Genomic DNA, 19,979 nt, shown 5'->3' on the forward strand with positions numbered 1-19,979 from the left:
CCAAAGAGCCAGGGCGCGCTCGAGGAACGCAACGCGCCATTTCGGGCGAAGCGGATGGAAGCGAAACAACGGAGGACTGAGGGGGAAAGACGTAAGAGTTGGGTTAGAGGCTGCCTTCTTCCCGGCGACGGCGCTCGTTGTAGGCCCGCATGCGGGGCGGATACCCGGTGAGCTGAACGTCGTACACCGGTAATGCAAGATCGCGAGCGACCTTGTGGATCACCGCAGGGGAGCCGACCCTGCGCCTGGTCCATTCACCGTCATCGGCCACCGCCACGGCGGTCGTGTCGGTGGCAAAGGTCTCCGGCTCGACGTAGAACTCGACGCCACGCCGCGAACGGGCAAAGGCGATAAGCGCTTCGATGTCGGCGTCTGTCGCCTCTCGGTCGAACTTCGCGACCTTAGGGCCGCGCCGCCGACGAAGGCCGTAGCGGTCTCGCCATCTCATGAATCCTTTTTATACCGTCTGGAGGCCAAGTGCGTCGGGGATGATCTCGGGGATGCATCCGGGTTTTTCCCGATGGCACCCGCGATATCGGCGACGCAGTATGTAAGTGTCCGCCCGATTACCTGAGGAGAGGCATGACGACTATGGCTGGGGTACCGAGAACCCCTGGGCCGGGACAGGTGCCGCCAGCTCACCTGCGCGTCACCAACCAGGACCGCGAGCACGTGGTCGAGCACGTCAAGGCGGCGTACGCCGAGGGCCGCTTCGACAAGCTCGAGTTCGACGACCGCCTGGAGCGCGCCATGACGGCGCGCACCCACGGCGACCTCATGCCCATCATGACCGAGCTGTACGGTTCCCAGGCCGCGCCCCAGCTCGTCCCTCGGCCCGCCCCGGTGCGCCGCCCGGAGCGTGCGCCGGAGAGCAACGAACGCCTCGGGGCCGCCGCAGCCCACCTGTTGGTGCTGCTGGGGATCCCGATCGCCGGGCCCTTGATCCTGCTGCTCACCGGCGGCAAGACCTCTCCCTACATCCGCAGGCACGCGCTCGAGTCGCTCAACTTCCAGATCACGGTGGTCGGCGCGACGGTGTTGCTGCCGTTCACCATCATCGGCGTCGTGCTTCTGCCCTTCATCTGGGTCGCGTCCGTCGTCCTGGCCATCATCGGCGGCGTCTCCGCCCTGTCGGAGAGTGACTTCCGCTACCCCATGACTCTTCGCCTGGTGAAGTGACACCTAGGCAGAACGCCTCTGCCGGCTGTCTCCGCCCTGCCGAGATCCATCAAGGTCTCTGCGGGGCGGCTCGCTTCCGGCAGCATCCCCGAAGCGGGGCGGCCGACCCAAGCAGGACGAAGCCGGAGGCCAAGCGGCACGAAGCGAGCGGTTCGCTTCCGATCGCCCTCACAACGCAGAAGCGGTCTGCTTCCGACCGGCCCGCGGCGGCTCCCGCCCCCACCGACCTCCCGTTCTCCGTTGCTTACGGCGTTGATCGTAGCTTTCGAGGTTCTCAGCGCCAGAAGGACGTGACCGCATAGCCCAACTCCGCGAACAGGTCACGGAGCAGCGGCAGCGACAGGCCCAGCACGTTGCCGTGGTCGCCCTCGATGCCTTCCACGAACCATCCGCCGCGCCCCTCGATGCTGAACGCCCCGGCCAGGCCGAGAGGCTCCCCGGTGGCGGCGTAGGCGGCGATCTCCTCCTCGGACGGCTGACCGAACCGCACCACGGTCCTGGCCACCTCCGCCGCCTGGCGTCCGGTCGGCACGTCGATCACGCAGTGGCCGGTGACCAGGCGCCCCGTGCGGCCCCGCATGAGCCGCCACCGCTCCAGGACCTCCTCCTCCGAGGCCGGCTTGCCGTACGGGCGGCCGTCGAGCTCCAGGATCGAGTCGCAGCCGATGACCAGCCCTTCGTCGAGCCCGCTCGCGACCTTCTCCGCCTTCGCCTTGGCCAGCGCCAGACTGAGCGCGGCAGGACTGTGGGCGGAGTAGGCGTCCTCATCGACGCCGCTGACGATCACCTTGGGGTCGAGACCGGCGCTGCGCAGCAGCGCCAGGCGGGCGGGTGAAGCAGAGGCCAGAACGATCACCGGACCAGCCTACCGGTCGTCACAGGTCGGAGTTCGACCTCCCCCGGCCCCGCTCCAGAGCGCCGCGGCCCCCGCCCGGCCAGAGCCCGCCCAGCGGCGGCACGGCGCCGCCGAAGATGCTCGTCAGCAGTCTGTCCAGCGGCTCCGACAGCTCGTCCGGCACCGCAGCCCCCTCCCGGACGAGGTCGTCGGCCACGTCGCGGGCGTCCATGTCCAGGGCGGCGGCCCGGTCCGCCAGCAGCGACATGACCATGGGGGCGATGAGCGGCAGCAGCTTCATGACGGCGCCGGTGTCGACGCCGGCGTGCCGGGCCAGCCAGGCGGCGGCCTGCTCGGTTCCCTGGCCGCCGAGCACGTGCCCGAGGATGCTGTGCCCGTCCCGGGTGAGCGAGGCCACATCGCCGTTGAACGGGTCGGCGTCCACGTGGTCCTCCAGCGCAGAGCGCAGCGCTTCCGCACCGTCCGGGTGCTGGGTGTTACGGGCGAGGCCGCCGACGATCACGCCGGTCATGGACCGGACGACGTCGCGGGCCCGGGCAGGATCGGCGCCGAGCATTCCGGCGACCTGCTCCACTCCCGGCTCTCCGAGCCGGTCGAGAAGCTCGTCCTGCAGCGTCACGGCTCTCCCCCGATCCTCGTCGGGGGAGAGCTTCCCGATACTGCATCGAACCAATGCCCGGGTTGTACTAATTCTCGGAAAAACTACTTCTCGGCACCGGCGGTGGCTTCGGCGGACTGGCCGGACCGCTCCCCCGAGGCCGCGGTCGGCTCACCGATGACCTCGGCAGGACGACCGGACGGCTCGCCGGTGGGCTCGGCGGGGCGGCCGGGGAGCTCGCCCGCGGTCGCGGGGCGGCCGGACAACTCGGCGGTGGTGCCGGATTCGCCGGACCGCTTGGCCGGGGTCGCGGACTGGCTGGTCAGGCCGGCGGCGGCGTATGCGCTGGCCTCGTCGAGCGTTTCATGCTCCAGCAGGGCCGCCACGATGCCGTCGAGTTTGTCCCGGTTGTCGGTGAGGATCTGGATCGCTCGCTCATAGCACTCCTCGACGATCCGCCGCGCCTCCTCGTCCACGGTGGCGAGCGTGGCGCCCGAGGCCTGCGGCTGCTGGCCGTCGCTGGGGAGGATGGTCAGCGGGCCGACCTTCTCCGACATGCCCCAGCGGCCGACCATGCCACGGGCGATCATGGTGACCTGTTCGAGGTCGTTCTCGGCGCCGGTGGTGATGACGCCGAAGATGACCTGCTCGGCCGCCATGCCGCCGAGCGCGCCGGTGATGCGGCCGCGCAGGTACTGCTCGTCGTAGGCGTATCGGTCGGTGTCGGGGGTGGAGAGCGTGACGCCGAGCGCCCGGCCGCGCGGGATGATCGAGATCTTCCTGACCGGGTCGGCGCCCGGCTGGAGCATGCCGAGCAGCGCGTGGCCGGCCTCGTGGTAGGCGGTCCTGACGCGCTCCTCCTCCGGCATCACGATGCTGCGGGCCGCGCCGAGCTGGAGCTTCTCCAGAGCGTCGGCGAAGTCGGACATCGTGACCTTCTCCTTGCCGCGCTTGGCGGCGAGCAGGGCGGCCTCGTTGACCAGGTTGGCCAGGTCGGCGCCGGTCATGCCGGGCGTGGTCTTGGCGAGCTGGTCGAGGCTGACCTCGCCGTCCATCGGCACGCCGCGCGTGTGCACGCCGAGGATCGCGGTACGTCCGGCCGCGTCGGGCAGGCCCACCTGCACCGTGCGGTCGAAGCGCCCGGGACGCAGCAGCGCCGGGTCGAGAACCTCGGGACGGTTCGTGGCCCCGATGACGATCACGCCTTCGGCGCCGGAGAAGCCGTCCATCTCGGTGAGGATCTGGTTGAGCGTCTGCTCGCGCTCGTCGTGCCCGCCGATGCCGCCCGCGCCGCCGCGGGCCCGCCCGATGGCGTCGATCTCGTCGATGAACACGATCGACGGCGCGACCTTCCGCGCCTCCTCGAACAGGTCGCGTACGCGCGAGGCGCCCACACCGACGATCATCTCGATGAACTCGGAGGCGGAGGCGGAGAAGTACGGCACCTTGGCCTCGCCCGCGACCGCCCTGGCCAGCAGCGTCTTACCGGTGCCGGGCGGCCCCGCGAGCAGCACGCCCTTGGGCAGCTTGGCGCCCAGCCGACGGTATTTGTCGGGGTCCTTGAGGTAGTCGACGATCTCGACGAGCTCGTTCTCGACCTCGTCGATGCCCGCGACGTCCTCGAACGTGACCCGCACCTTACCGGCCTCGACCGGCTTGGCCGCCTTGGACTTGCCGAGCCCGCCCAGGCCGCCGCCCATCATGCTGGCGCCGCGCCGCATGATCCAGATCCACAGACCGGCCAGCAGCAGCACGGGCAGCAGCGACAACAGCAGGTTGGAGAAGAAGCCGCGGGTGATCGGCTGAGAGGTGATCTCGACCTGGCCGGTGGCGAGCTGCTGGTCGAGCTGGTCGGTGTTGGCGAAGGCCGGGATCTCGGTGGCGAACTTGGTGTACGTCTCACCGCTCTCGGGGTTCTTCGCCGCCGACCGCAGATCGCCCTCGACCGACAGGCCCTGGGCGTAGATGTCCTTGACGTTCTTGGCGCTCACCTGCTTGGTGAACTCGGTATAAGAGATCGTCTCGACGGAGCCGCTGTCCACGAACGAGGACACGACGAAGAAGGCGGCGTACACCACGAGCAGGGTGACGACGAACCGCCACCAGTTGATCTTGGGCCTGCCTCCGGGCGTGCCGGGCAGGCCTTCCGATCGCCATGGCGGCTTCGTCTTGCCTTTGTTCGGTGCCTGCGGCGCTCCCGAGCGTTCCACGGCGTCACTCCCCACATCGCCGCAAATCATGATCTTTCTAGCCTAGAACACGCACCCCTGAGACCACGCGGCTGATGTCACGCCACTGCTTTCGCTGCGAGTCAGGCACTGTGACGAACGCCAGGCCGGGCTTGCTCATTCCCCCGTCCATGACGACGACGGCCGCGCGGGAGGTGCGCTTGCCGTAGGAGACGCGGTAGACGAGCATCCAGCCCCTCTTGACCGGCTGCGAGGCGAGCCAGCGGATCTTGGCGCCCTTGGGGTGGTGGTTGAGCGTCCAGCGGGCGGCCAGCAGCGCGGTGTCGCGAGGGGAGTCCTGCTCCATGGTCGGGAGCGGGCAGGTGACGAACAAGCCGCGCAGGCTGGTGCCGCGCTGCTTCGGCAGCACCTGTTTGGTGGTGAACGGCGCCGCCCCGTACGCCTTCCACGGCTTGGGGAGCTTGGGGACGGCCAGGCCGGTGCGCTTGTCCTTGACGATCCGCCGGGACGGGGAGCTCAGGCTCATACGCTTGACCCCGCCGGTCAGCCGGGGGACGCGCGGGTCGGCGTACAGGGCCTCCATCGCCGTGTAGCCGGGCGCGAGCGACGCGCCGGGGTTCGGCTCGGCTCGCCCCGTCGGGGTTTCCGAGGGCGTGGGCGCGGGGCCGGACGAGGGCGGCGCGGCCGGCGGCGCGGTTACCGGCCGCGCGACGACCTCGTCCGGCTCCGACGAGAGCACCACGGCCAGCGTCACGGCGGCGACCACGACGGCCGACACCGCGGCGAGGCCCCGGTACACCACCCGCATCCGGAGATCCCCGATGCGGGAGCGTTTGGGCGGAGAAGTAAGGGCTCCAGGCCTGGGCGCGGTTCTCACTTGGGAACCCTTGATCACATCTTCCCCATCGAGCACGACGGGAGCGTACGACATATGGCGCCATTCCGCCCAGGAAGCAACCGAAGTGCAATCATGGCGTGGTGGAACAGGTGGAGCTGCGATTCGACCACGCGTCTCAAGCGTCGCAAACACATACGAATCTCTCGGCGATCCGGCAGAGCGCGACCGGCCTCTGGGTCGCCGGCGACGAGACCGCCTCCTTCGAACATCTGACGTGGACGGGCGACCACTTCGGCGAGCAGCGCACGTTCCTGCTGGCCGACTACGTCGATCTCCCCGCGGGCCCGGAGGACGAGGCCGACATCGAGGGCATGGCCCGGGCGAACGGCTATCTGTGGCTGGTCGGCTCGCACAGCCTCAAACGCAAGCGCGTCAAGTCGAAGGACCCGGACAAGGCCGCCGACCGCCTGGCCACGGTGGTCAAGGAGGACAACCGCTTCATCCTGGCCCGGCTGCCGCTGAGCGACGAGGCCCCCGGGCCGGGGGCGATCCTTGCCGGCGGGCACGACCTCACCTCCTACCTGCGCGACGACCGGCACCTCGGGCCGTTCCTGGCGCTGCCGGGCAAGGACAACGGCTTCGACGTCGAGGGCATCGCCGTCGTGGCGGAGCGGGTCTACATCGGGCTGCGCGGCCCCGTGCTGCGGGGCTGGGCGGTGGTGCTGGAACTCGAGCTCCGGCGGCTCGACGACGCCGGCCGGCGGCGGCTGCGGATCCGCGAGCCGTACCGCAAGCACTTCCTGGACCTGGGCGGGCTGGGCGTGCGGGACCTGTGCCCGGACGGCGACTCGCTGCTGCTGCTCACCGGGCCCACCATGGACCTCGACGGCCCGGTGCGGGTGATGCGCTGGCGGCCGGCCGAGCGGCAGGGCGTGGTGCCCGCCGACGAGCTGGAGACCGTGCTGGACCTGCCGTACGGCGTGGGCTGCGACCACCCCGAGGGGCTGGCGCGGCTGGAGGACGGCAGGCTCATGGTCGTGTACGACAGCCCGTCGCCCGCGCGGATCACCCCGGCGGGCGGCGTGCTGGCCGACGTGTTCACGATCTAGCGACCCGCCCGCGGCAGGTCACGACCTGGCGACCCGCCCATGGAGCCAGGGCGCCTCCGCGACGAAGGTGCACGAACCCGGCTCGATCTCGGTGAACCCGGCGTCGCGCACCACGGGCAGCCCCGCGGCCACCTTCGCGTCGAAGTCCTCGGCGGAGGCCGTACGCACCGAGACGGCCAGGCCGTTCGCGCGCCAGACCGCCCGCTCGGCGGGGTCGCTGGCCCACCAGGCGAGCTGGGCGGCATGCCCGGCCTGCGCCATCGCCTTGCCCGCCGACATGGCCAGCGCGGGGTTGGCCCACAGGATCGGCGGCTCGGCGGGCGGGAGCTCACCGGTGTCGGCCAGCTCAGTGCCTCCCACCTGAAGCCGCGCGAGATCCCTGGGCCAGTCGTCGAGCGGCACGGGCGGGTACACGCGCACCTCGGCCGTGCGGTGCTCGACCGTGCGTCCGGGCAGCGCGATCGCCCGCCGCCACTCGGCGCCCCTGGCCCGGCGCACGACCTTGCGGATCTTGCCGGTGGCCTGCCAGGCGTGCACCTCGGCCGTCCACTCCCCCGGGTCGTCCAGCAGGGTCAGCACGGCCATGGCGGCGGCCTCCAGGGCATCGGTGCGTTCGGGGGGCGTGGCCCGCTCGATCCTGACCACGAGCGGCAGCACATAGAGCTCATTCACTGACTCTTCCGAATAAGAAATCTGCACAATCAGCCTGCCGCCCTACTCTCTGTCCTGGTTCAGACCATAGCGGCAGTCTGCTTGGCAGATTTCTTATTCGGATGCCCGATGGCCAAGGACATCCCGGCGGCGAGGAGGCAGAGGGCGCCTGCGCCGTACCAGGCGAGGTCGTAGGCGCCCAGGTGGTCGCGGGTGAGACCGGCGCCGACGGCGGCGATTGCGGCCCCCACCTGGTGCGAGCCGAACACCCACCCGAACACCACGGCCCCGTCGGCACCGTAGATGCGCCGGCACAGCGCCACCGTCGGCGGCACGGTCGCCACCCAGTCCAGCCCGTAGAAGACGATGAAGATCAGCATGCTGGGCTCGGTCGTGGCCGCGAACAGCCCGGGCAGCACCATCAGCGAGAGCCCGCGCAGCCCGTAGTAGACACCGAGCAGCACCTTGGGGTCGATCCGGTCGCTGAGCCAGCCGGAGGCGACCGTGCCCACGATGTCGAAGATCCCGATGACCGCCAGCAGCGAAGCGGCGACGGGCTCGGCCATGCCGTGGTCGTGCGCGGCGGGGATGAAGTGGGTGCCGACCAGCCCGTTCGTACTCATCCCGCAGATCGCGAAGCCGCCCGCGAGCAGCCAGAACGGCCGCGTCCTGGCCGCCCGGCCCAGCACGGTGACGGCCCTGACGGCCGCGTTGCCCTTGGCCGGCTCGGTACGGACCGCGCCGGGTTCCGCCCCCAGGGCGGTCGTGCCGACATCCTCCGGATGGTCGCGCAGCAGCCACCACACGAACGGCACCACGGCCAGCGCCGACCCCGCCACGGCCAGCGAGGCGAAGCGCCACCCCGGCCCCTCGGCGAGATGGGCGAGCACGGGCAGGAAGATCAGCTGCCCGGTGGCGCCGGCCGCGGTGAGGACGCCGGTGACCAGGCCGCGGTGCCGGACGAACCACCGGTCGACCACGGTCGCGGCGAACACCAGCGCCATCGATCCGGTCCCCAGCCCCACGAAGACGCCCCAGAGCAGGAGCAGCTGCCAGCTCGCGGTCATCATCACGGTGAGCCCGCTGCCCGCGGCGATCAGCAGCAGGGCGAGCGCGACCACGCGGCGCATGCCGAAGCGGTCCATCAACGCGGCGGCGAACGGCGCGGTCAGGCCGTAGAGCACCAGGTTGATCGACACGGCCAGCGAGATCGTTCCGGTGGACCAGCCGAACTCCTCCTGGAGCGGGGTGATCAGCACGCCGGGGGTGGCGCGGAACCCGGCGGCGCCGAGGATCGCCACGAAGGCGACGGCCGCCACGAACCAGGCCCTGTGCAGCCTGCGGCGGGTGGTGCTTGCGGTGGTGCTCAACGACATGCGTCAATCCTGGGTTATCTCCTTACACGCCCACGAGTGGCCAGGAAGCCAATATGTGAAAAAATCCGGCCATGACCCATCGCATCGCCATCGTGGTGCTCAACCACTTCGCCCCGATGGACCTCGGCGTACCGGGCCAGGTGTTCTGGGCGGCCGAGACGCCGGACGGCGAGAAGCTGTACGAGGTGGTGACCTGTTCCGAGGGCCGCCGTCCCGTCCGCTGCGCGGCCGGCTACAGCGTCCTGCCCGACCACGACCTCGACGTGCTCGACACGGCCGACACGGTCCTGGTGCCCGGCATCCACGCCGGCCGGGCGATGAAGGACGGCACGATCTCGGACACGCTGCGCGCGGCGCTGCAGGACCGGCCGCGGACGATGTCGATCTGCACGGGGTCGTTCGTACTGGCCGCCGCGGGCCTGCTCGACGGACGCCCGGCCACCACGCACTGGCGCGAGGCTTCCCGCTTCGCGCTGCTGTTCCCGCAGGTGAAGCTGGATCCCGACGTGCTGTTCGTGGACGACGGCGACGTGCTGACCTCGGCCGGGGTGGCGGCCGGGCTGGACCTGTGCCTGCACGTGGTCAGGCGCGACCACGGCAGCGAGGTGGCCAACCGCGCGGCCCGCCGCTGCGTCATGCCGCCGTGGCGGGAGGGCGGCCAGGCCCAGTACGTCGAGCGGCCCCTGCCCGACCCGGCCGCGGGCGGCACGGCGGCCACGCGCGAGTGGATGCTCGCCCACCTCGACGCCCCGCTCGACCTGAGCGCGCTGGCCGAGCACGCCCGCATGAGCGTGCGCACGTTCACCCGGCGCTTCCGCGAGGAGACCGGCGTGAGCCCGGCCAAGTGGCTGACCGCGCAGCGGGTGCAGCACGCCAGGCATCTGCTGGAGACGACGGACCTCGGGGTCGAGGAGGTGGCCCGGCGGGCGGGCTTCGGCACGGCCGTCTCGCTGCGGCAACACCTGCACGCGGCGGTGGGCGTGGCGCCCCTGGCCTACCGGAACACCTTCCGCGGCATGGATTCGCGAGATTTGTCGCGATCGCGGTAGACCGCCCCTACAATCGGCGCGAGGAAGATCGTCTAGGAGAGGTCGTCACATGACCGAGGCGGACCGCGTACCCGCGGGGATCAACCCGAACGTGCCGAGCGTCGCCCGCATGTACGACTACTATCTGGGAGGCCGCGACAACTTCGCCGCCGACCGCGAGGCGGCCGAGAAGATGATCGAGCTCGGCCGGCAGATGGGCAACGACGCCCGCGAGATCGCCCTGGCCAACCGGGGCTTCCTCGGCCGGGCGGTCCGCATGCTCGCCGAGGCGGGCGTGCGTCAGTTCCTCGACATCGGCGCCGGGCTGCCCACTCAGGACAACGTGCACCAGGTGGCCCGACGGCACGGTCCGGGCTCCCGCGTCGTGTACGTGGACAACGACCCGGTCGTCCTGACCCACGCCCGCGCGCTGCTGGCCAGGGAGCCCGACGTGCTGGCCATGGAGGGCGACCTCAGGGACCCCGTGGCCATCCTGGACGACCCGCGCGTCACCGGGCACCTCGACCTCGGCGAGCCGTTCGCGGTGCTGCTGGTGGCGGTGCTGCACTTCGTCCCCGACGACGCCGAGGCCGCCCAGATCGTGGCCCTCATCCGCGAGCGGCTGCGGCCGGGCGGCTATCTGGTGCTGTCTCACCTGTACGCGGGCGACGCCACGGCCCACGAGACCGAGACCGGCCGGCAGGTCTACCGGAACACCTCCTCCGGCGGCCTGGCCAGCCGCGGCTACGCCGACATCGTCTCCTACTTCGACGGCCTCGACCTGCTCGGCCCCGGCGTGGTGCCGGTGGCCGACTGGACGCCCGACGCCTCCCCCGACGGCTCGTACGACCTCGTCAAGTCCGGCATCCTGGCCGGCGTGGGCCGGGTCAAGGGATAGATCACCTTTTGTCAGGCGCGAAAGGCACGCCCGCCGCCCGCGCCCCGACCAGCATGACCAGCGCCTCTCCCAGCAGCCCGACGCCTATCGACGGCGGCATGGACCTGGCCTCGGCATGCATTCCGCCCATGACGGCCGGCGCCCCCGCACCGAGGCTCACGGCGACCCGAGCGCGCCGAAGGCCACGCCGAGCACGACCGTCACGGCCGGCCACACCACGTCCGGCGTCGACAGGTTCCCCTTGCGGCAGGCCGTGGCCGCCGATCGCGACCAGCACGACCGGCGGCGCGTACACGTCCTTGGCGAGCCGTCCATCGGCTCCGTCAGGCCCACCGCCGGCCGCGCGGGACCACGGCTCGCGGGCGCAGGGCGCCGAGGGGATGCCGGCGGAGCTGCTGCCACTGGACGAGCGGCGGCGGGACGGGGCCACGGTGTGGCCGGCGTTCACGACGGCCGCCGCACCCGGACGCTACGCCGCCACCTCGAAACGCTCGTCGAGCCGCCCGGCCAGGGCCGTGCCGATCGTCCGACGCGCCGGCCCGGGCCACGCGGCGCCAGCCTGTCTCACGGGCGAGGGTGTGCGCGGGCGTTAGATTGAGGGAATGTCCCTGACCCTTGAATTCGTCAGCACGATCAGGGCTGAGCGGTCCGGATTGGTCGATCTCTTGTCCGACGCCGACGGCATGACCTCCTGGATCCGCGAGCACGCGGCCGAGCTCGACGTCGATCCCGGCTTCACCGCCACGGAGGAGCTGCGCGAGGAGACCGTGCGCCTGCGCCAGGCCGTACGCGCGCTCTTCGCCCGCGCCGTGTCCCCGGACCCGCCGAGCCGGGCGGACGCGACGGCCCTGCCCGGCTTCGCGGAGTCGCTGGCCCTGGTCAACTCCTCCGCCCTGGCCGCCCCCCGGGCCCCGCAGCTGTCCTGGGACGGGGAGCCGGCCCTCGTCGCCGTCCCCGCCGTACGGGCCGAGCCGTCCGTAAGGGTGCGGGGCGCGCTCGCGAGGGCGGCGGTGGAGTTCCTGGCGGGGCCTGAGCGGGCGCAGCTGCGTACCTGCCAGGCGCCGCGCTGCGTGCTCTATTTCGTGAAGGAACACCCACGTCAGGAGTGGTGCTCGACGGCCTGCGGCAACCGCGCGAGGGCAGCCAGGCACTACCGGGAGCACAAGAAGTGACCCAAATCTAACGCGAAAGCAGTCGATTTGCCGTTATATTGCTGTCTAACGGCTGATCGGCCGTGCATCCGTTAGATGAGGAGTGCTGGGATGTCATTCCAGACCGGGCACATCGGGCTCAACGTCACCGATCTCGACCAGTCCAAAGAGTTCTACCAGCGCGTTTTCGGCTTCACCACGGCCGGCGAGTCGCAGCAGGACGGGCGGCGCTACGTGTTCCTGGCGCAGGACGGCACGCTGGTGCTGACCCTCTGGCAGCAGAGCGAGGGCCGCTTCGCCACCGGCCTCCCAGGGCTGCACCACCTGTCGTTCCAGGTCGCCGACCTTGAGGCGGTGCGCAAGGCGGAGGCGGTCATCAGGGAGATCGGGGCGACGCTGCACCACGACGGCGTCGTGCCGCACGGTGAGGGCGCCTCCTCGGGCGGCGTGTTCTTCGAGGACCCCGACGGCATCCGGCTGGAGATCTACGCCCCGGACGGCGCCGGCGACCGCCCCGCGCCCACATCCGGCGCGCCGACCTGCGGGTTCTTCTAATGCGGCATCCGGGCGAGGTCGCCGTACAGCGGCGGGCCGGGGTGCGGGCCGCCGATCACGGCAGCTCGCGCACCCGCCCGGAGATCCCTGAGGTGGCGGCGGAGTTCCTGCGCCGGCAGCACATGCTCGTCGCCGGCGCGGCCGACGACCGCGGCCGCCTCTGGGCGAGCATGCTGACCGGGCAGCCCGGCTTCGCCTCCCCCGAGGACGACCGGACGATCGTGGTGAACGCCCTGCCCGGCGCGCCCGATCCCCTGCACGGGTTGTTCGCCCGCGAACGCGACGTCGGGCTGCTGGCCATCGAGCCCCACACGCGGCGCAGGATGCGCGTGAACGGCACCGCCGAGCAAGCAGGCGGCACGCTGGTGGTACGGACGGAGCAGGTCTACTCGAACTGCCCGAAGTACATCCAGACCCGCGAGCCCACCGCCGAGCCCGTCCGGGCCCCGGCCGCCCTCGGGACCGGGACCGCTCTGACGGCCCGCCATCAGGCGTGGATCGGCGCGGCGGACACGTTCTTCATCGCCACGGGCGCGGCGGGGCTCGGCGCGGACGTGTCGCACCGCGGCGGCAATCCGGGGTTCGTCGAGGTCACGGGGCCGGGGTCGCTGGTGTTCCCGGACTACGTCGGCAACTCGATGTACATGACGCTCGGCAACCTGGAGCTGAATCCGGCCGCCGGGCTGCTGTTCGCGGACTGGGAGCGCGGGGAGACGCTGCACCTGACCGGGCGGGCCCGGGTGGACTGGGACGCGGGCGACGCGCCGGGGGCGCAGCGGCTGGTGAGGTTCGAGCTGGACGAGTACGCGCACCTCGCCGGCACGGTGTCGGCGGGCTGGACGCCTCCGGGCTACCACCGCTTCAACCCGCCGGCCTAGAGCCGCTTCTCGAACCAGTGGTGCGCGTAGAACTCGTCGTTGAAGGGCTCCACCTCGCGATATCCCGACGCCCGGTACAGGGCGATGGCCTCGGTGAGCGCCCGGTTGGTCTCCAGCCGCACCGTACGGATGCCGCTGGCGGCCACCCGGGCCTCCGCCTCGGCGAGCAGCCGCCGCCCCAATCCGAGCCCTCGCGTGCCCGGATCCACCCACATCCGTTTGAGATGGGCCGCGGCGGCGTCGTGGTGCAGCTTGACCGCGACGCATCCGACGGGCTCGGCGCGGAGCGTGGCCACCAGCAGCATCCCGGCCGGCGGCCGCAGCTCCTGATCGTCGGCCGAGATGCCGCGGGCGGGGTCGAAGCCGCCGTCGAAGCGGCGGGCCAGTTCGTCGGCGTAGGCCTGCATGCAGTGGCGGGCGCTCGGATCGCCCGGGTCGAGCACGTCGATCGCGACCGTCGAGGCGAGGAGCAGCCGTTCGACTTCGGCCATGGCGGCCACCAGGCGTTCGCGCTGGCGTTGCGAGAGCGGCTCGAGGAGCGACGCGGCGGCCCGGTCGGATCTGCGGTCCAGCTCCTCGCGCTCGGCGATCCCGGCCGGGGTGAGCCGGGCCGTGCGGACCCGTCCGTCGGACCCGCCGCCGTCGTCCACGACGACCAGCCCGTCGGCCTCCAGCGAGCGCAGCAACCGGCTGAGGTATCCCGAGTCGAGCTCCAGACGAGCACGCAGGGCGCGGACCTCGCTGCCGTCCGCGCCGATCTCCCAGAGCAGCCGTGCCTGACCGAGCGGGCGGTCCGTGGCCAGGAACCTGTCGTCGAGCGCCCCGATGCGCTGGGTCACGGTGCGCTGGAACCGGCGCACCTGGCTGATCGTCACAGCATCCATTCTCTGACTTTAGTCAGAGAATTCGCCTTTCCGCCAGACTGAGCGTCACATGCGGTGCACACGCCGACGTCTGACGATTCGTGTTAATTCATGGTTAGGAGGGTTTCAAACAGGTTTCACCCCTGGACTGCGCATTTTGTCCTTACATAGGGTTCTACCCACGACGGGAAAGTCACCTACCGTGCACTTGTCGTCACCCCCGATCAGCAATGGCGCTCGAGCGGTACCCCCAGCGCGAGCGTGCATGCGGCGGGCCGCGGCAGCGCATGGCATAGGAGCACCGTGCGAAAATTCGTCACCTCTCTGTTCGGCCAGGTCCTCATCGCCGCCGCCATCGGCGCGGTGGTGGGCCTGCTCTTCCCCTCCTTCGCCGCGGAGCTCAAACCGCTCAGCGACGGCTTCATCACCCTGATCAAGATGATCATCACGCCCTTGGTGTTCTGCGTGGTCGTCGCGGGCATCGCGGGGGCGGGCGAGCTCAAGCGGGTGGGCCGGGTCGGGCTCAAGACCGTCGTCTACTTCGAGGTCATCACCACCGTCGCGCTGGTGCTCGGCCTGGTGCTCGCCCTGGTCTTCCAGCCGGGCGCGGGCATGAACGTCGACCCCGCCTCCCTCGACGCCGCCAAGCTCTCCACCCAGCAGGAGAACGCGGCCAAGCTCGCTGAGGGGGGACCCGTCGGCTTCGTCCTCGGGCTCATCCCGACGTCCGTGATCGGGGCGTTCGCCGAGGGCAACGTGCTCCAGGTGCTGCTGTTCGCGGTGCTGTTCGGCTGCGGGCTGCTGCTGGTCGGGGAGAAGGCCCGCCCGGTGGGGCAGTTCATCGAGACGGTCACCGAGGTGCTGTTCAAGGTCGTGTCGCTGATCGTCCGGCTCGCCCCGCTGGGCGTGCTCGGCGCGGTGGCGGTCACCGCGGGCAACTCCGGCGGCGACGCCCTGGTCCGCCTGGGCTGGCTGGTCGTGCTGTTCTACGTCGCGGTCGCGGTCTTCGTCGTGGTGATCCTCGGGTTCGTGACCAGGCTGGCCGGGTTCAACATCTTCAAGCTGATCGGCTACCTGCGCGAGGAAGTGCTGGTCGTGCTGGGCACGGCCTCGTCCGACAGCGTGCTCCCGCAGGTCATGCGGAAGCTGGAGCACATGGGCATCAGGAAGTCCACGGTGGGCCTGGTCATCCCGACCGGCTACTCCTTCAACCTGGACGCCTTCTCGATCTACCTGACCCTCGCCGCCGTCTTCATCGGGCAGGCCACCGGCGTGCCGCTGTCCATCGGCGACCTGCTGGTCGTGCTGCTCGTGGCGCTGATCACCTCCAAGGGCGCGCACGGCATCCCCGGCTCGGCCATCGTGGTCCTCGCCGCCACGCTCAGCGCGATCCCGACGATCCCGGTCGCGGGACTGGTCCTGGTGTTGTCCGTGGACTGGTTCATGGGCATGGCCCGGGCGGCCGGCAACCTGCTGGGGAACTCGGTGGCCGCCGTGGTGATCGGCGCCTGGGAGGGCGACATCGACAAGGAGCGGGCCACGAGCGTACTGAACGGCGAGGAGGTCCCCGAGATCGAGCCGGAGCCGCCCGTGACGCCTGTGACCGTCTCGGCGTGACCGGATCTACCCCTGGGGGACCGACTCGCGCGTCGCCCGCCTCTTGATCTCGCCGAGCGTGGCGTGGCCGGCCCGGATGTCGGTGATCAGCACGTACGCGACGAGCAGGAGCCCGAGGCAGAGCGCGTCGGCGGCCCACCAGGGGATCTCGGCGAGCAGCAGGTAGCCGTCGCTGTCGCTGAGCGACCTGATCAACGCAGTGACCCCGGCCACCACCACCGTCACCATGAGCCAGCTCCGGATGCGCGGCAGGCTTCCCTTCTGCCACAGCCGGATACGCCAGCTCACGAACACGGCCAGCACGCCGAGCAGAGCGCAGAACCCGATCAGCCACCAGGGCAGGGCGAAGGCGGTCTGCTCGGCGATCTGCGCCCGCGTGGCGCGGAGCTCGGCCTCGGCCTTCCGCTTGGCCTCGACGGCGGCGTCGAGCTGCCGCTCCAACTGCGCCACGCTCTTCTCCTGGCGCACGGACGGCGACGGGTTCTCCGTCGGCAGCATGCGCGCCACGACGGTCAGCATGATCGCGACGAAGGACAGCGCGAGCACGATGGCCATGAACAGGTCGATGAAACGCAGGTCGAGCGGAGGCGCGAACGACCGGACGGCGCGCCTCCTCACGGCTCCCTCACCAACGTGTACTTCTGCGGCCGGCTCTCGGCGGCGCTCAGCCGGTCGACGGCGGTGCGCAGCGCGTCCAGGCCCTTGACCAGCTCCTCGGTCCTGGACCTGGACATGGCCAGCTCATGGGTGAGCCCCTGCATGGCCGGAGCCGCCTGCTTGGCGGGCAGCCGCGCGATATAGCTGAGGAACACCTCGTCGGCGGCCGCCACCCCGGCCCGCTCCGCCCGCTCGACCAGGGCCATCACCCCGAACGCCAGCACGCTCAGGAACAACGCGATCAGCGTGACGCCGAACGCGGAGGCGAGCTCGGGCAGCACGTGCTGCTTGAGCGCGGTGATCAGCACGCCGGGGTCGCCCTGGCTGTCCAGCGCGTTCGAGAACGAGCTGACCATTTCGGCCATCGTCAGCGCGGTGCCGATGAATCCGAAGACCGGCAGCGCCCAGATCAGCGCGTGGTCGAGATGGTGCTTGTTGGCCATCTCGCCCTCGTCGAGCGCGGACCGGGCGCTCAGCACCGCCTCGCAGTCGTTCCCGGCCTCGGCCGCCTCCTTGAACAGCTTGAGCCGCCGCGCCACCAGCGTGTCGTCCGTCGGACGCACCGCCTGGACGTTCGCCACGGCCCGCGCCGTCGCGGCGTTCTCCCGCTGGATGTCCGGCACCGCCCTGACGATCCTGAGGACGGCGGTGAGGAACACCGCGAAGATGAGCGTGACCACGAGCTCCGCGCCCGCCGGCGCCGTGGTCGCGCCCACGGACTCGAGCAGCGTCTCCACCACTCCGGCGATCATCAACAGCGCGGAGACCACCAAACCCACCACAGGCGCGAACGCCGAATGACGCCAACCGTACCTTGACACCCTTCAACCCCACTCCGGCACACAAAATGTCAAGTGACACCTAAGCACACGCAAAGCAATCGTAGTGACACTGAGGGCGTTCGTTGCCGTCTAGAAATGCGAAACCGCCCCCTGTCCGCAGACGGGAGGCGGTCGATGCCGGTCGAGTGGAGCTATGGGGATTCGAACCCCAGACCTCCTCCATGCCATGGAGGCGCGCTACCAACTGCGCTATAGCCCCTTGCCGCTTGTACGAGTGTATCGGACTTCGCGACTGATGAAGAACGCTCGTGACGTCTCAGGCGAGAAGGGCACGCAGGATCGGCTCGGCATGCGTCCAGAGCACCGACCCGCCGGCCCCGGGCACCAGATGGCGGCGGGCGCCCGGGATGCGCCGGGCCAGGGTGGCGCCCTGGTCGGGGGAATGGCTGGTGTCGAGCTCGCCATACCAGAGGTCGACGGGCACGGGCACCTCCCCCAGCGCGTACGGCCACCGCCCCATCGCCAGGACGGTGTCCCTGGCGTAGCCGCCCGGCCCCTGGGCGAAGGCCTCGTCCATGGCCCTGCGGTACGCCGACGCGAACTCCGGCTGCTCGTAGACCGCCCGATCGGCGGCCGGGCTGTTCGGCACGATCATGTCCCAGAGCTTGTCCGGCGTGAACGAGGTGAAGAACTCCTGGGCTCCGGCCGGGTCGGCGGCCACGGTCTTCACGAGGTCGCGGAAGTGGTCGGGCAGCAGGTCCGCCATGGTGGCGACCTCGTCGGCCCCGGACACGACCGCCACCCGCCGCACGCCCGGCAGGAAGGCGCACGCCAGCGCGAACGGCGCACCCTGCGAGTTTCCCACCACCCGGATCTCCCCCAGGCCGAGCGCCGCCACGTCGGCGGGCCAGGAGTCCAGCGTGCGGCCGGGATCGGGGTCCGAGGCCCCGAGCCCGGGCCGGTCGAGCGCGATGAGCCGGACGCCGAGGTCGTCCACGACCCCGGCGCCGAACCCGAGCCACCGGCTCGTGCCCGCCCCTGTGCAGAGCACGACCGGCGTCCCCGTCGCGGGCCCCCACTCGGCCCACCCGAGCCGGCGGCCGTCCGGCAGCCGCGTGTGCCCGAGCCGGGCCGGGGGCGTGATCGTCACGTGCATGTGGTCCAGGCTGATCGACCCGGCGGGCCGATCGCAAACCGTTATTCGGCGACCGACCCGGCCTTGTCGATGAGGGTGACGAGCTCGGACACCATCGGGTCCTCCGAGTCCGTCGCCAGCCGCGCCGCGTGCTCGCGCAGCGCCGGCAGGTCCAGGCCGAACGCCTCCTTGTCCCGCAGGTACACCGCGAACGCCGCGACGACCACGTCCACCTGGAGCCTGATGGGCGTCCCCTTGTCCCACGCCCCCGCGTGGAGTTCGCCGGCCTGCAGGGACCTGCTCGCCTCGGAGGCGGCCCGGGTGTCCGGCTCCTGCCAGCGGACGGTGGCCTGGGCGAGCTGCCCGGAGGCGCCGGGCTTGAGCCGGACCGCGTAGAGGGCCGTGACCGAGTGGCCGGGCCCGATCTCGCCGCCGTCGCGGCTGTCGTCGCGGAACTCCTCGGTGGCCAGGGCGCGGTTCTCGTAACCGATGAGGCGGTAGCTCTCCACGACCGACGGGTTGAACACGACCTGGGCCTTGGCGTCGCGGGCGCGCAGCTCGATGGTGGCCGGGAGCTGGGTGGTGAAGATCCTTTCGGCCTCCTCCCGGGTGCTGACGTACACGGCCATGCCGTCGCCGTTGTCGGCCAGCTGCTCCATGAGCTCGTCGCCGTACTCCCTGCCGACCCCCACGGTGAGCAGTGCGACCTGCTTGCCCGCGTGCTCCTTGACCCGCTCGAGGATGGCCTGCCACGAGGTGCTGCCCTGGTTGGCGAGGCCGTCGGAGAGCAGGACGACCCGGTTGGTGGCGGCCGGGCGGAACGCCTTGGACGCCTCCTCGTACCCGGTGACCAGTCCGGCCTCCAGGTCGGTGCCGCCCTGGACGACGAGCCGCTCCACCGCGCTCTTGAGCTCGTCCCTGGCGGTCAGCGGGGTCATCGAGGCCAGCACCTCGGCCTCGTCGCTGAACGCCACGATCGACACCTGGTCGCCGGGCGCGAGCTGGTCGAGCAGCGTGAGCAGGGCCGACTTGACCAGGTCGAGGCGTCCCGCCTCGGCCATCGAGCCGGACACGTCGACCACGAACGTGAGGTTGGCCGGCCGCCGGGCCGCGGCCTCGGACGCCCGCGTCTGCAGGCCGACGCGCAGGACGGCCTCATCGCGGGAGGGCAGTTTCGCGCCGTCCATGTGCACGGCGAACCCGTTGTCCGAGGGCTGGCCGTAGTCCTGCTTGAAGGCGTTGACCCACTCCTCGGGGCGGATCTCCGCGGGCGCGGGCCAGCGGCCCTCCTGGAGGGAACGGCGGGCGTAGCCGTACGAAGCGGTGTCCACGTCAAGCGCGAACGTGGAGATCTGGGCCGCGGTCGTGTCCTGGTCGGCCTTCGCTTCGGCGGGCTGCTCGCCGGGCGACCGCGGCGACGCGGCGGGCTGCCGGGCGTGCGGCGGGGCTTGCTCGGCGCTGCTCGCCGGGCTTCCCGCGCCGCCGCACCCGGCGAGGACGAGGACGGCAGCGAGCCCGGCACCGGCTGCTAACGGGCGAATTCTCATCTGAACCACCTCCGCCCCCTACGACGGAGGTGAATCTGCAGGGGGCGGGCCGGTGACGCAAGCGAGCGCAAA

21 protein-coding genes and 1 tRNA gene are annotated in these 19,979 nt (G+C 71.0%); 8 read left to right on the top strand and 14 right to left on the bottom strand.

The window, feature by feature from the left end; genetic code table 11:
- Positions 1-103 precede the first annotated feature (103 nt).
- Positions 104-448: a hypothetical protein gene (locus ID574_RS48155; protein WP_188195794.1), complete on the bottom strand. Its 345-nt coding sequence runs from the start codon at positions 446-448 to the stop codon at positions 104-106.
- 134 nt (positions 449-582) lie between these two features.
- On the opposite strand from ID574_RS48155, the gene ID574_RS48160 reads away from it, so the two are divergent.
- On the top strand, positions 583-1,179 hold the full coding sequence (locus tag ID574_RS48160; protein WP_223167833.1) for a DUF1707 and DUF4870 domain-containing protein: 597 nt from the start codon (positions 583-585) through the stop codon (positions 1,177-1,179).
- A 274-nt stretch (positions 1,180-1,453) separates the two neighbouring features.
- On the opposite strand, the gene ID574_RS48165 is transcribed toward ID574_RS48160, so the two are convergent.
- The 4 genes from ID574_RS48165 to ID574_RS48180 all read right to left on the bottom strand — a co-directional run bounded on the left by ID574_RS48165 (position 1,454) and on the right by ID574_RS48180 (position 5,630).
- Complete coding sequence (locus tag ID574_RS48165; RefSeq protein ID WP_188195795.1) at positions 1,454-2,035, bottom strand: Maf family protein; 582 nt, start codon at positions 2,033-2,035, stop codon at positions 1,454-1,456.
- Positions 2,036-2,054: 19 nt separating this feature from the next.
- A complete protein-coding gene (locus tag ID574_RS48170; protein WP_188195796.1) occupies positions 2,055-2,654 on the bottom strand; it encodes a DUF937 domain-containing protein in 600 nt (199 codons plus the stop codon).
- Between the two features lie 83 nt (positions 2,655-2,737).
- Positions 2,738-4,843: an ATP-dependent zinc metalloprotease FtsH gene (ftsH, locus tag ID574_RS48175; protein WP_270094322.1), complete on the bottom strand. Its 2,106-nt coding sequence runs from the start codon at positions 4,841-4,843 to the stop codon at positions 2,738-2,740.
- Positions 4,844-4,880: 37 nt separating this feature from the next.
- Positions 4,881-5,630, bottom strand: a complete 750-nt coding sequence (locus ID574_RS48180) for a hypothetical protein (RefSeq protein ID WP_188195797.1) — start codon at positions 5,628-5,630, stop codon at positions 4,881-4,883.
- 167 nt (positions 5,631-5,797) lie between these two features.
- Here ID574_RS48180 and ID574_RS48185 point away from each other — a divergent pair, with 167 nt between their 5' ends.
- Entirely contained in the window at positions 5,798-6,769 is a 972-nt protein-coding gene (locus tag ID574_RS48185) for a DUF3616 domain-containing protein (protein ID WP_223167834.1), read from the top strand.
- 18 nt (positions 6,770-6,787) lie between these two features.
- Here ID574_RS48185 and ID574_RS48190 read toward each other — a convergent pair whose 3' ends face one another.
- A complete protein-coding gene (locus ID574_RS48190; protein ID WP_223167835.1) occupies positions 6,788-7,441 on the bottom strand; it encodes an aminoacyl-tRNA hydrolase in 654 nt (217 codons plus the stop codon).
- A gap of 59 nt (positions 7,442-7,500) precedes the next feature.
- Positions 7,501-8,796, bottom strand: coding sequence for an MFS transporter (locus tag ID574_RS48195; RefSeq protein WP_188195798.1), 1,296 nt, complete (start codon positions 8,794-8,796; stop codon positions 7,501-7,503).
- Between the two features lie 71 nt (positions 8,797-8,867).
- On the opposite strand from ID574_RS48195, the gene ID574_RS48200 reads away from it, so the two are divergent.
- Positions 8,868-9,845, top strand: a complete 978-nt coding sequence (locus ID574_RS48200; protein WP_188195799.1) for a GlxA family transcriptional regulator — start codon at positions 8,868-8,870, stop codon at positions 9,843-9,845.
- Positions 9,846-9,894: 49 nt separating this feature from the next.
- Positions 9,895-10,722 (top strand): SAM-dependent methyltransferase, encoded by an 828-nt coding sequence (locus ID574_RS48205; RefSeq protein ID WP_188195800.1) that lies wholly within the window; start codon positions 9,895-9,897, stop codon positions 10,720-10,722.
- A 1-nt stretch (position 10,723) separates the two neighbouring features.
- On the opposite strand, the gene ID574_RS48210 is transcribed toward ID574_RS48205, so the two are convergent.
- Positions 10,724-11,170 carry a hypothetical protein gene (locus ID574_RS48210; protein WP_188195801.1) on the bottom strand — a complete coding sequence of 149 codons (447 nt, stop codon included), beginning with the start codon at positions 11,168-11,170 and terminating at the stop codon, positions 10,724-10,726.
- A 154-nt stretch (positions 11,171-11,324) separates the two neighbouring features.
- Here ID574_RS48210 and ID574_RS48215 point away from each other — a divergent pair, with 154 nt between their 5' ends.
- From ID574_RS48215 to ID574_RS48225, 3 genes are all read left to right on the top strand, one after another.
- Positions 11,325-11,894, top strand: a complete 570-nt coding sequence (locus tag ID574_RS48215) for a CGNR zinc finger domain-containing protein (protein ID WP_188195802.1) — start codon at positions 11,325-11,327, stop codon at positions 11,892-11,894.
- 90 nt (positions 11,895-11,984) lie between these two features.
- The gene (locus tag ID574_RS48220; RefSeq protein WP_188195803.1) at positions 11,985-12,428 is read left to right on the top strand and encodes a VOC family protein; all 444 of its coding nucleotides are present in this window, start codon (positions 11,985-11,987) and stop codon (positions 12,426-12,428) included.
- The gene (locus ID574_RS48225; protein ID WP_188195804.1) at positions 12,428-13,306 is read left to right on the top strand and encodes a pyridoxamine 5'-phosphate oxidase family protein; all 879 of its coding nucleotides are present in this window, start codon (positions 12,428-12,430) and stop codon (positions 13,304-13,306) included. The genes ID574_RS48220 and ID574_RS48225 overlap by 1 nt, the downstream gene beginning before the upstream one ends.
- Here ID574_RS48225 and ID574_RS48230 read toward each other — a convergent pair.
- On the bottom strand, positions 13,303-14,190 hold the full coding sequence (locus ID574_RS48230; protein ID WP_188195805.1) for a MarR family winged helix-turn-helix transcriptional regulator: 888 nt from the start codon (positions 14,188-14,190) through the stop codon (positions 13,303-13,305). The two genes, ID574_RS48225 and ID574_RS48230, sit on opposite strands and share 4 nt — an antisense overlap.
- Positions 14,191-14,472: 282 nt before the next feature.
- Between ID574_RS48230 and dctA the strand changes: the two genes are divergently transcribed.
- Complete coding sequence (gene dctA / locus ID574_RS48235) at positions 14,473-15,786, top strand: C4-dicarboxylate transporter DctA (RefSeq protein ID WP_188195806.1); 1,314 nt, start codon at positions 14,473-14,475, stop codon at positions 15,784-15,786.
- Between the two features lie 6 nt (positions 15,787-15,792).
- On the opposite strand, the gene ID574_RS48240 is transcribed toward dctA, so the two are convergent.
- From ID574_RS48240 to ID574_RS48260, 5 genes are all read right to left on the bottom strand, one after another.
- The gene (locus ID574_RS48240; RefSeq protein ID WP_188195807.1) at positions 15,793-16,404 is read right to left on the bottom strand and encodes a hypothetical protein; all 612 of its coding nucleotides are present in this window, start codon (positions 16,402-16,404) and stop codon (positions 15,793-15,795) included.
- Positions 16,401-17,213: a hypothetical protein gene (locus tag ID574_RS48245; RefSeq protein WP_188195808.1), complete on the bottom strand. Its 813-nt coding sequence runs from the start codon at positions 17,211-17,213 to the stop codon at positions 16,401-16,403. The genes ID574_RS48240 and ID574_RS48245 overlap by 4 nt, the downstream gene beginning before the upstream one ends.
- A 198-nt stretch (positions 17,214-17,411) precedes the next feature.
- Positions 17,412-17,484, bottom strand: a tRNA-Ala gene (locus ID574_RS48250).
- Positions 17,485-17,541: 57 nt separating this feature from the next.
- Positions 17,542-18,381 carry an alpha/beta fold hydrolase gene (locus ID574_RS48255; RefSeq protein ID WP_223167836.1) on the bottom strand — a complete coding sequence of 280 codons (840 nt, stop codon included), beginning with the start codon at positions 18,379-18,381 and terminating at the stop codon, positions 17,542-17,544.
- A gap of 41 nt (positions 18,382-18,422) precedes the next feature.
- Positions 18,423-19,907, bottom strand: coding sequence for a vWA domain-containing protein (locus tag ID574_RS48260; protein ID WP_188195809.1), 1,485 nt, complete (start codon positions 19,905-19,907; stop codon positions 18,423-18,425).
- Positions 19,908-19,979: the final 72 nt, after the last annotated feature.

The sequence above is a fragment of the Nonomuraea sp. SYSU D8015 genome, assembly GCF_008065375.1.
Lineage (GTDB): Bacteria > Actinomycetota > Actinomycetes > Streptosporangiales > Streptosporangiaceae > Nonomuraea.

Excerpts from the sequence above, each read along its gene's own strand:
- ID574_RS48155 (WP_188195794.1), bottom strand. The coding sequence starts at position 448 with ATGAGATGGCGAGACCGCTACGGCCTTCGTCGGCGGCGCGGCCCTAAG.
- ID574_RS48160 (WP_223167833.1), top strand. The coding sequence starts at position 583 with ATGACGACTATGGCTGGGGTACCGAGAACCCCTGGGCCGGGACAGGTG.
- ID574_RS48180 (WP_188195797.1), bottom strand. The coding sequence starts at position 5,630 with ATGCGGGTGGTGTACCGGGGCCTCGCCGCGGTGTCGGCCGTCGTGGTC.
- ID574_RS48195 (WP_188195798.1), bottom strand. The coding sequence starts at position 8,796 with ATGTCGTTGAGCACCACCGCAAGCACCACCCGCCGCAGGCTGCACAGG.
- ID574_RS48200 (WP_188195799.1), top strand. The coding sequence starts at position 8,868 with ATGACCCATCGCATCGCCATCGTGGTGCTCAACCACTTCGCCCCGATG.
- ID574_RS48205 (WP_188195800.1), top strand. The coding sequence starts at position 9,895 with ATGACCGAGGCGGACCGCGTACCCGCGGGGATCAACCCGAACGTGCCG.
- ID574_RS48215 (WP_188195802.1), top strand. The coding sequence starts at position 11,325 with ATGTCCCTGACCCTTGAATTCGTCAGCACGATCAGGGCTGAGCGGTCC.
- ID574_RS48220 (WP_188195803.1), top strand. The coding sequence starts at position 11,985 with ATGTCATTCCAGACCGGGCACATCGGGCTCAACGTCACCGATCTCGAC.
- ID574_RS48225 (WP_188195804.1), top strand. The coding sequence starts at position 12,428 with ATGCGGCATCCGGGCGAGGTCGCCGTACAGCGGCGGGCCGGGGTGCGG.
- ID574_RS48230 (WP_188195805.1), bottom strand. The coding sequence starts at position 14,190 with ATGGATGCTGTGACGATCAGCCAGGTGCGCCGGTTCCAGCGCACCGTG.
- ID574_RS48255 (WP_223167836.1), bottom strand. The coding sequence starts at position 18,381 with ATGCACGTGACGATCACGCCCCCGGCCCGGCTCGGGCACACGCGGCTG.
- ID574_RS48260 (WP_188195809.1), bottom strand. The coding sequence starts at position 19,907 with ATGAGAATTCGCCCGTTAGCAGCCGGTGCCGGGCTCGCTGCCGTCCTC.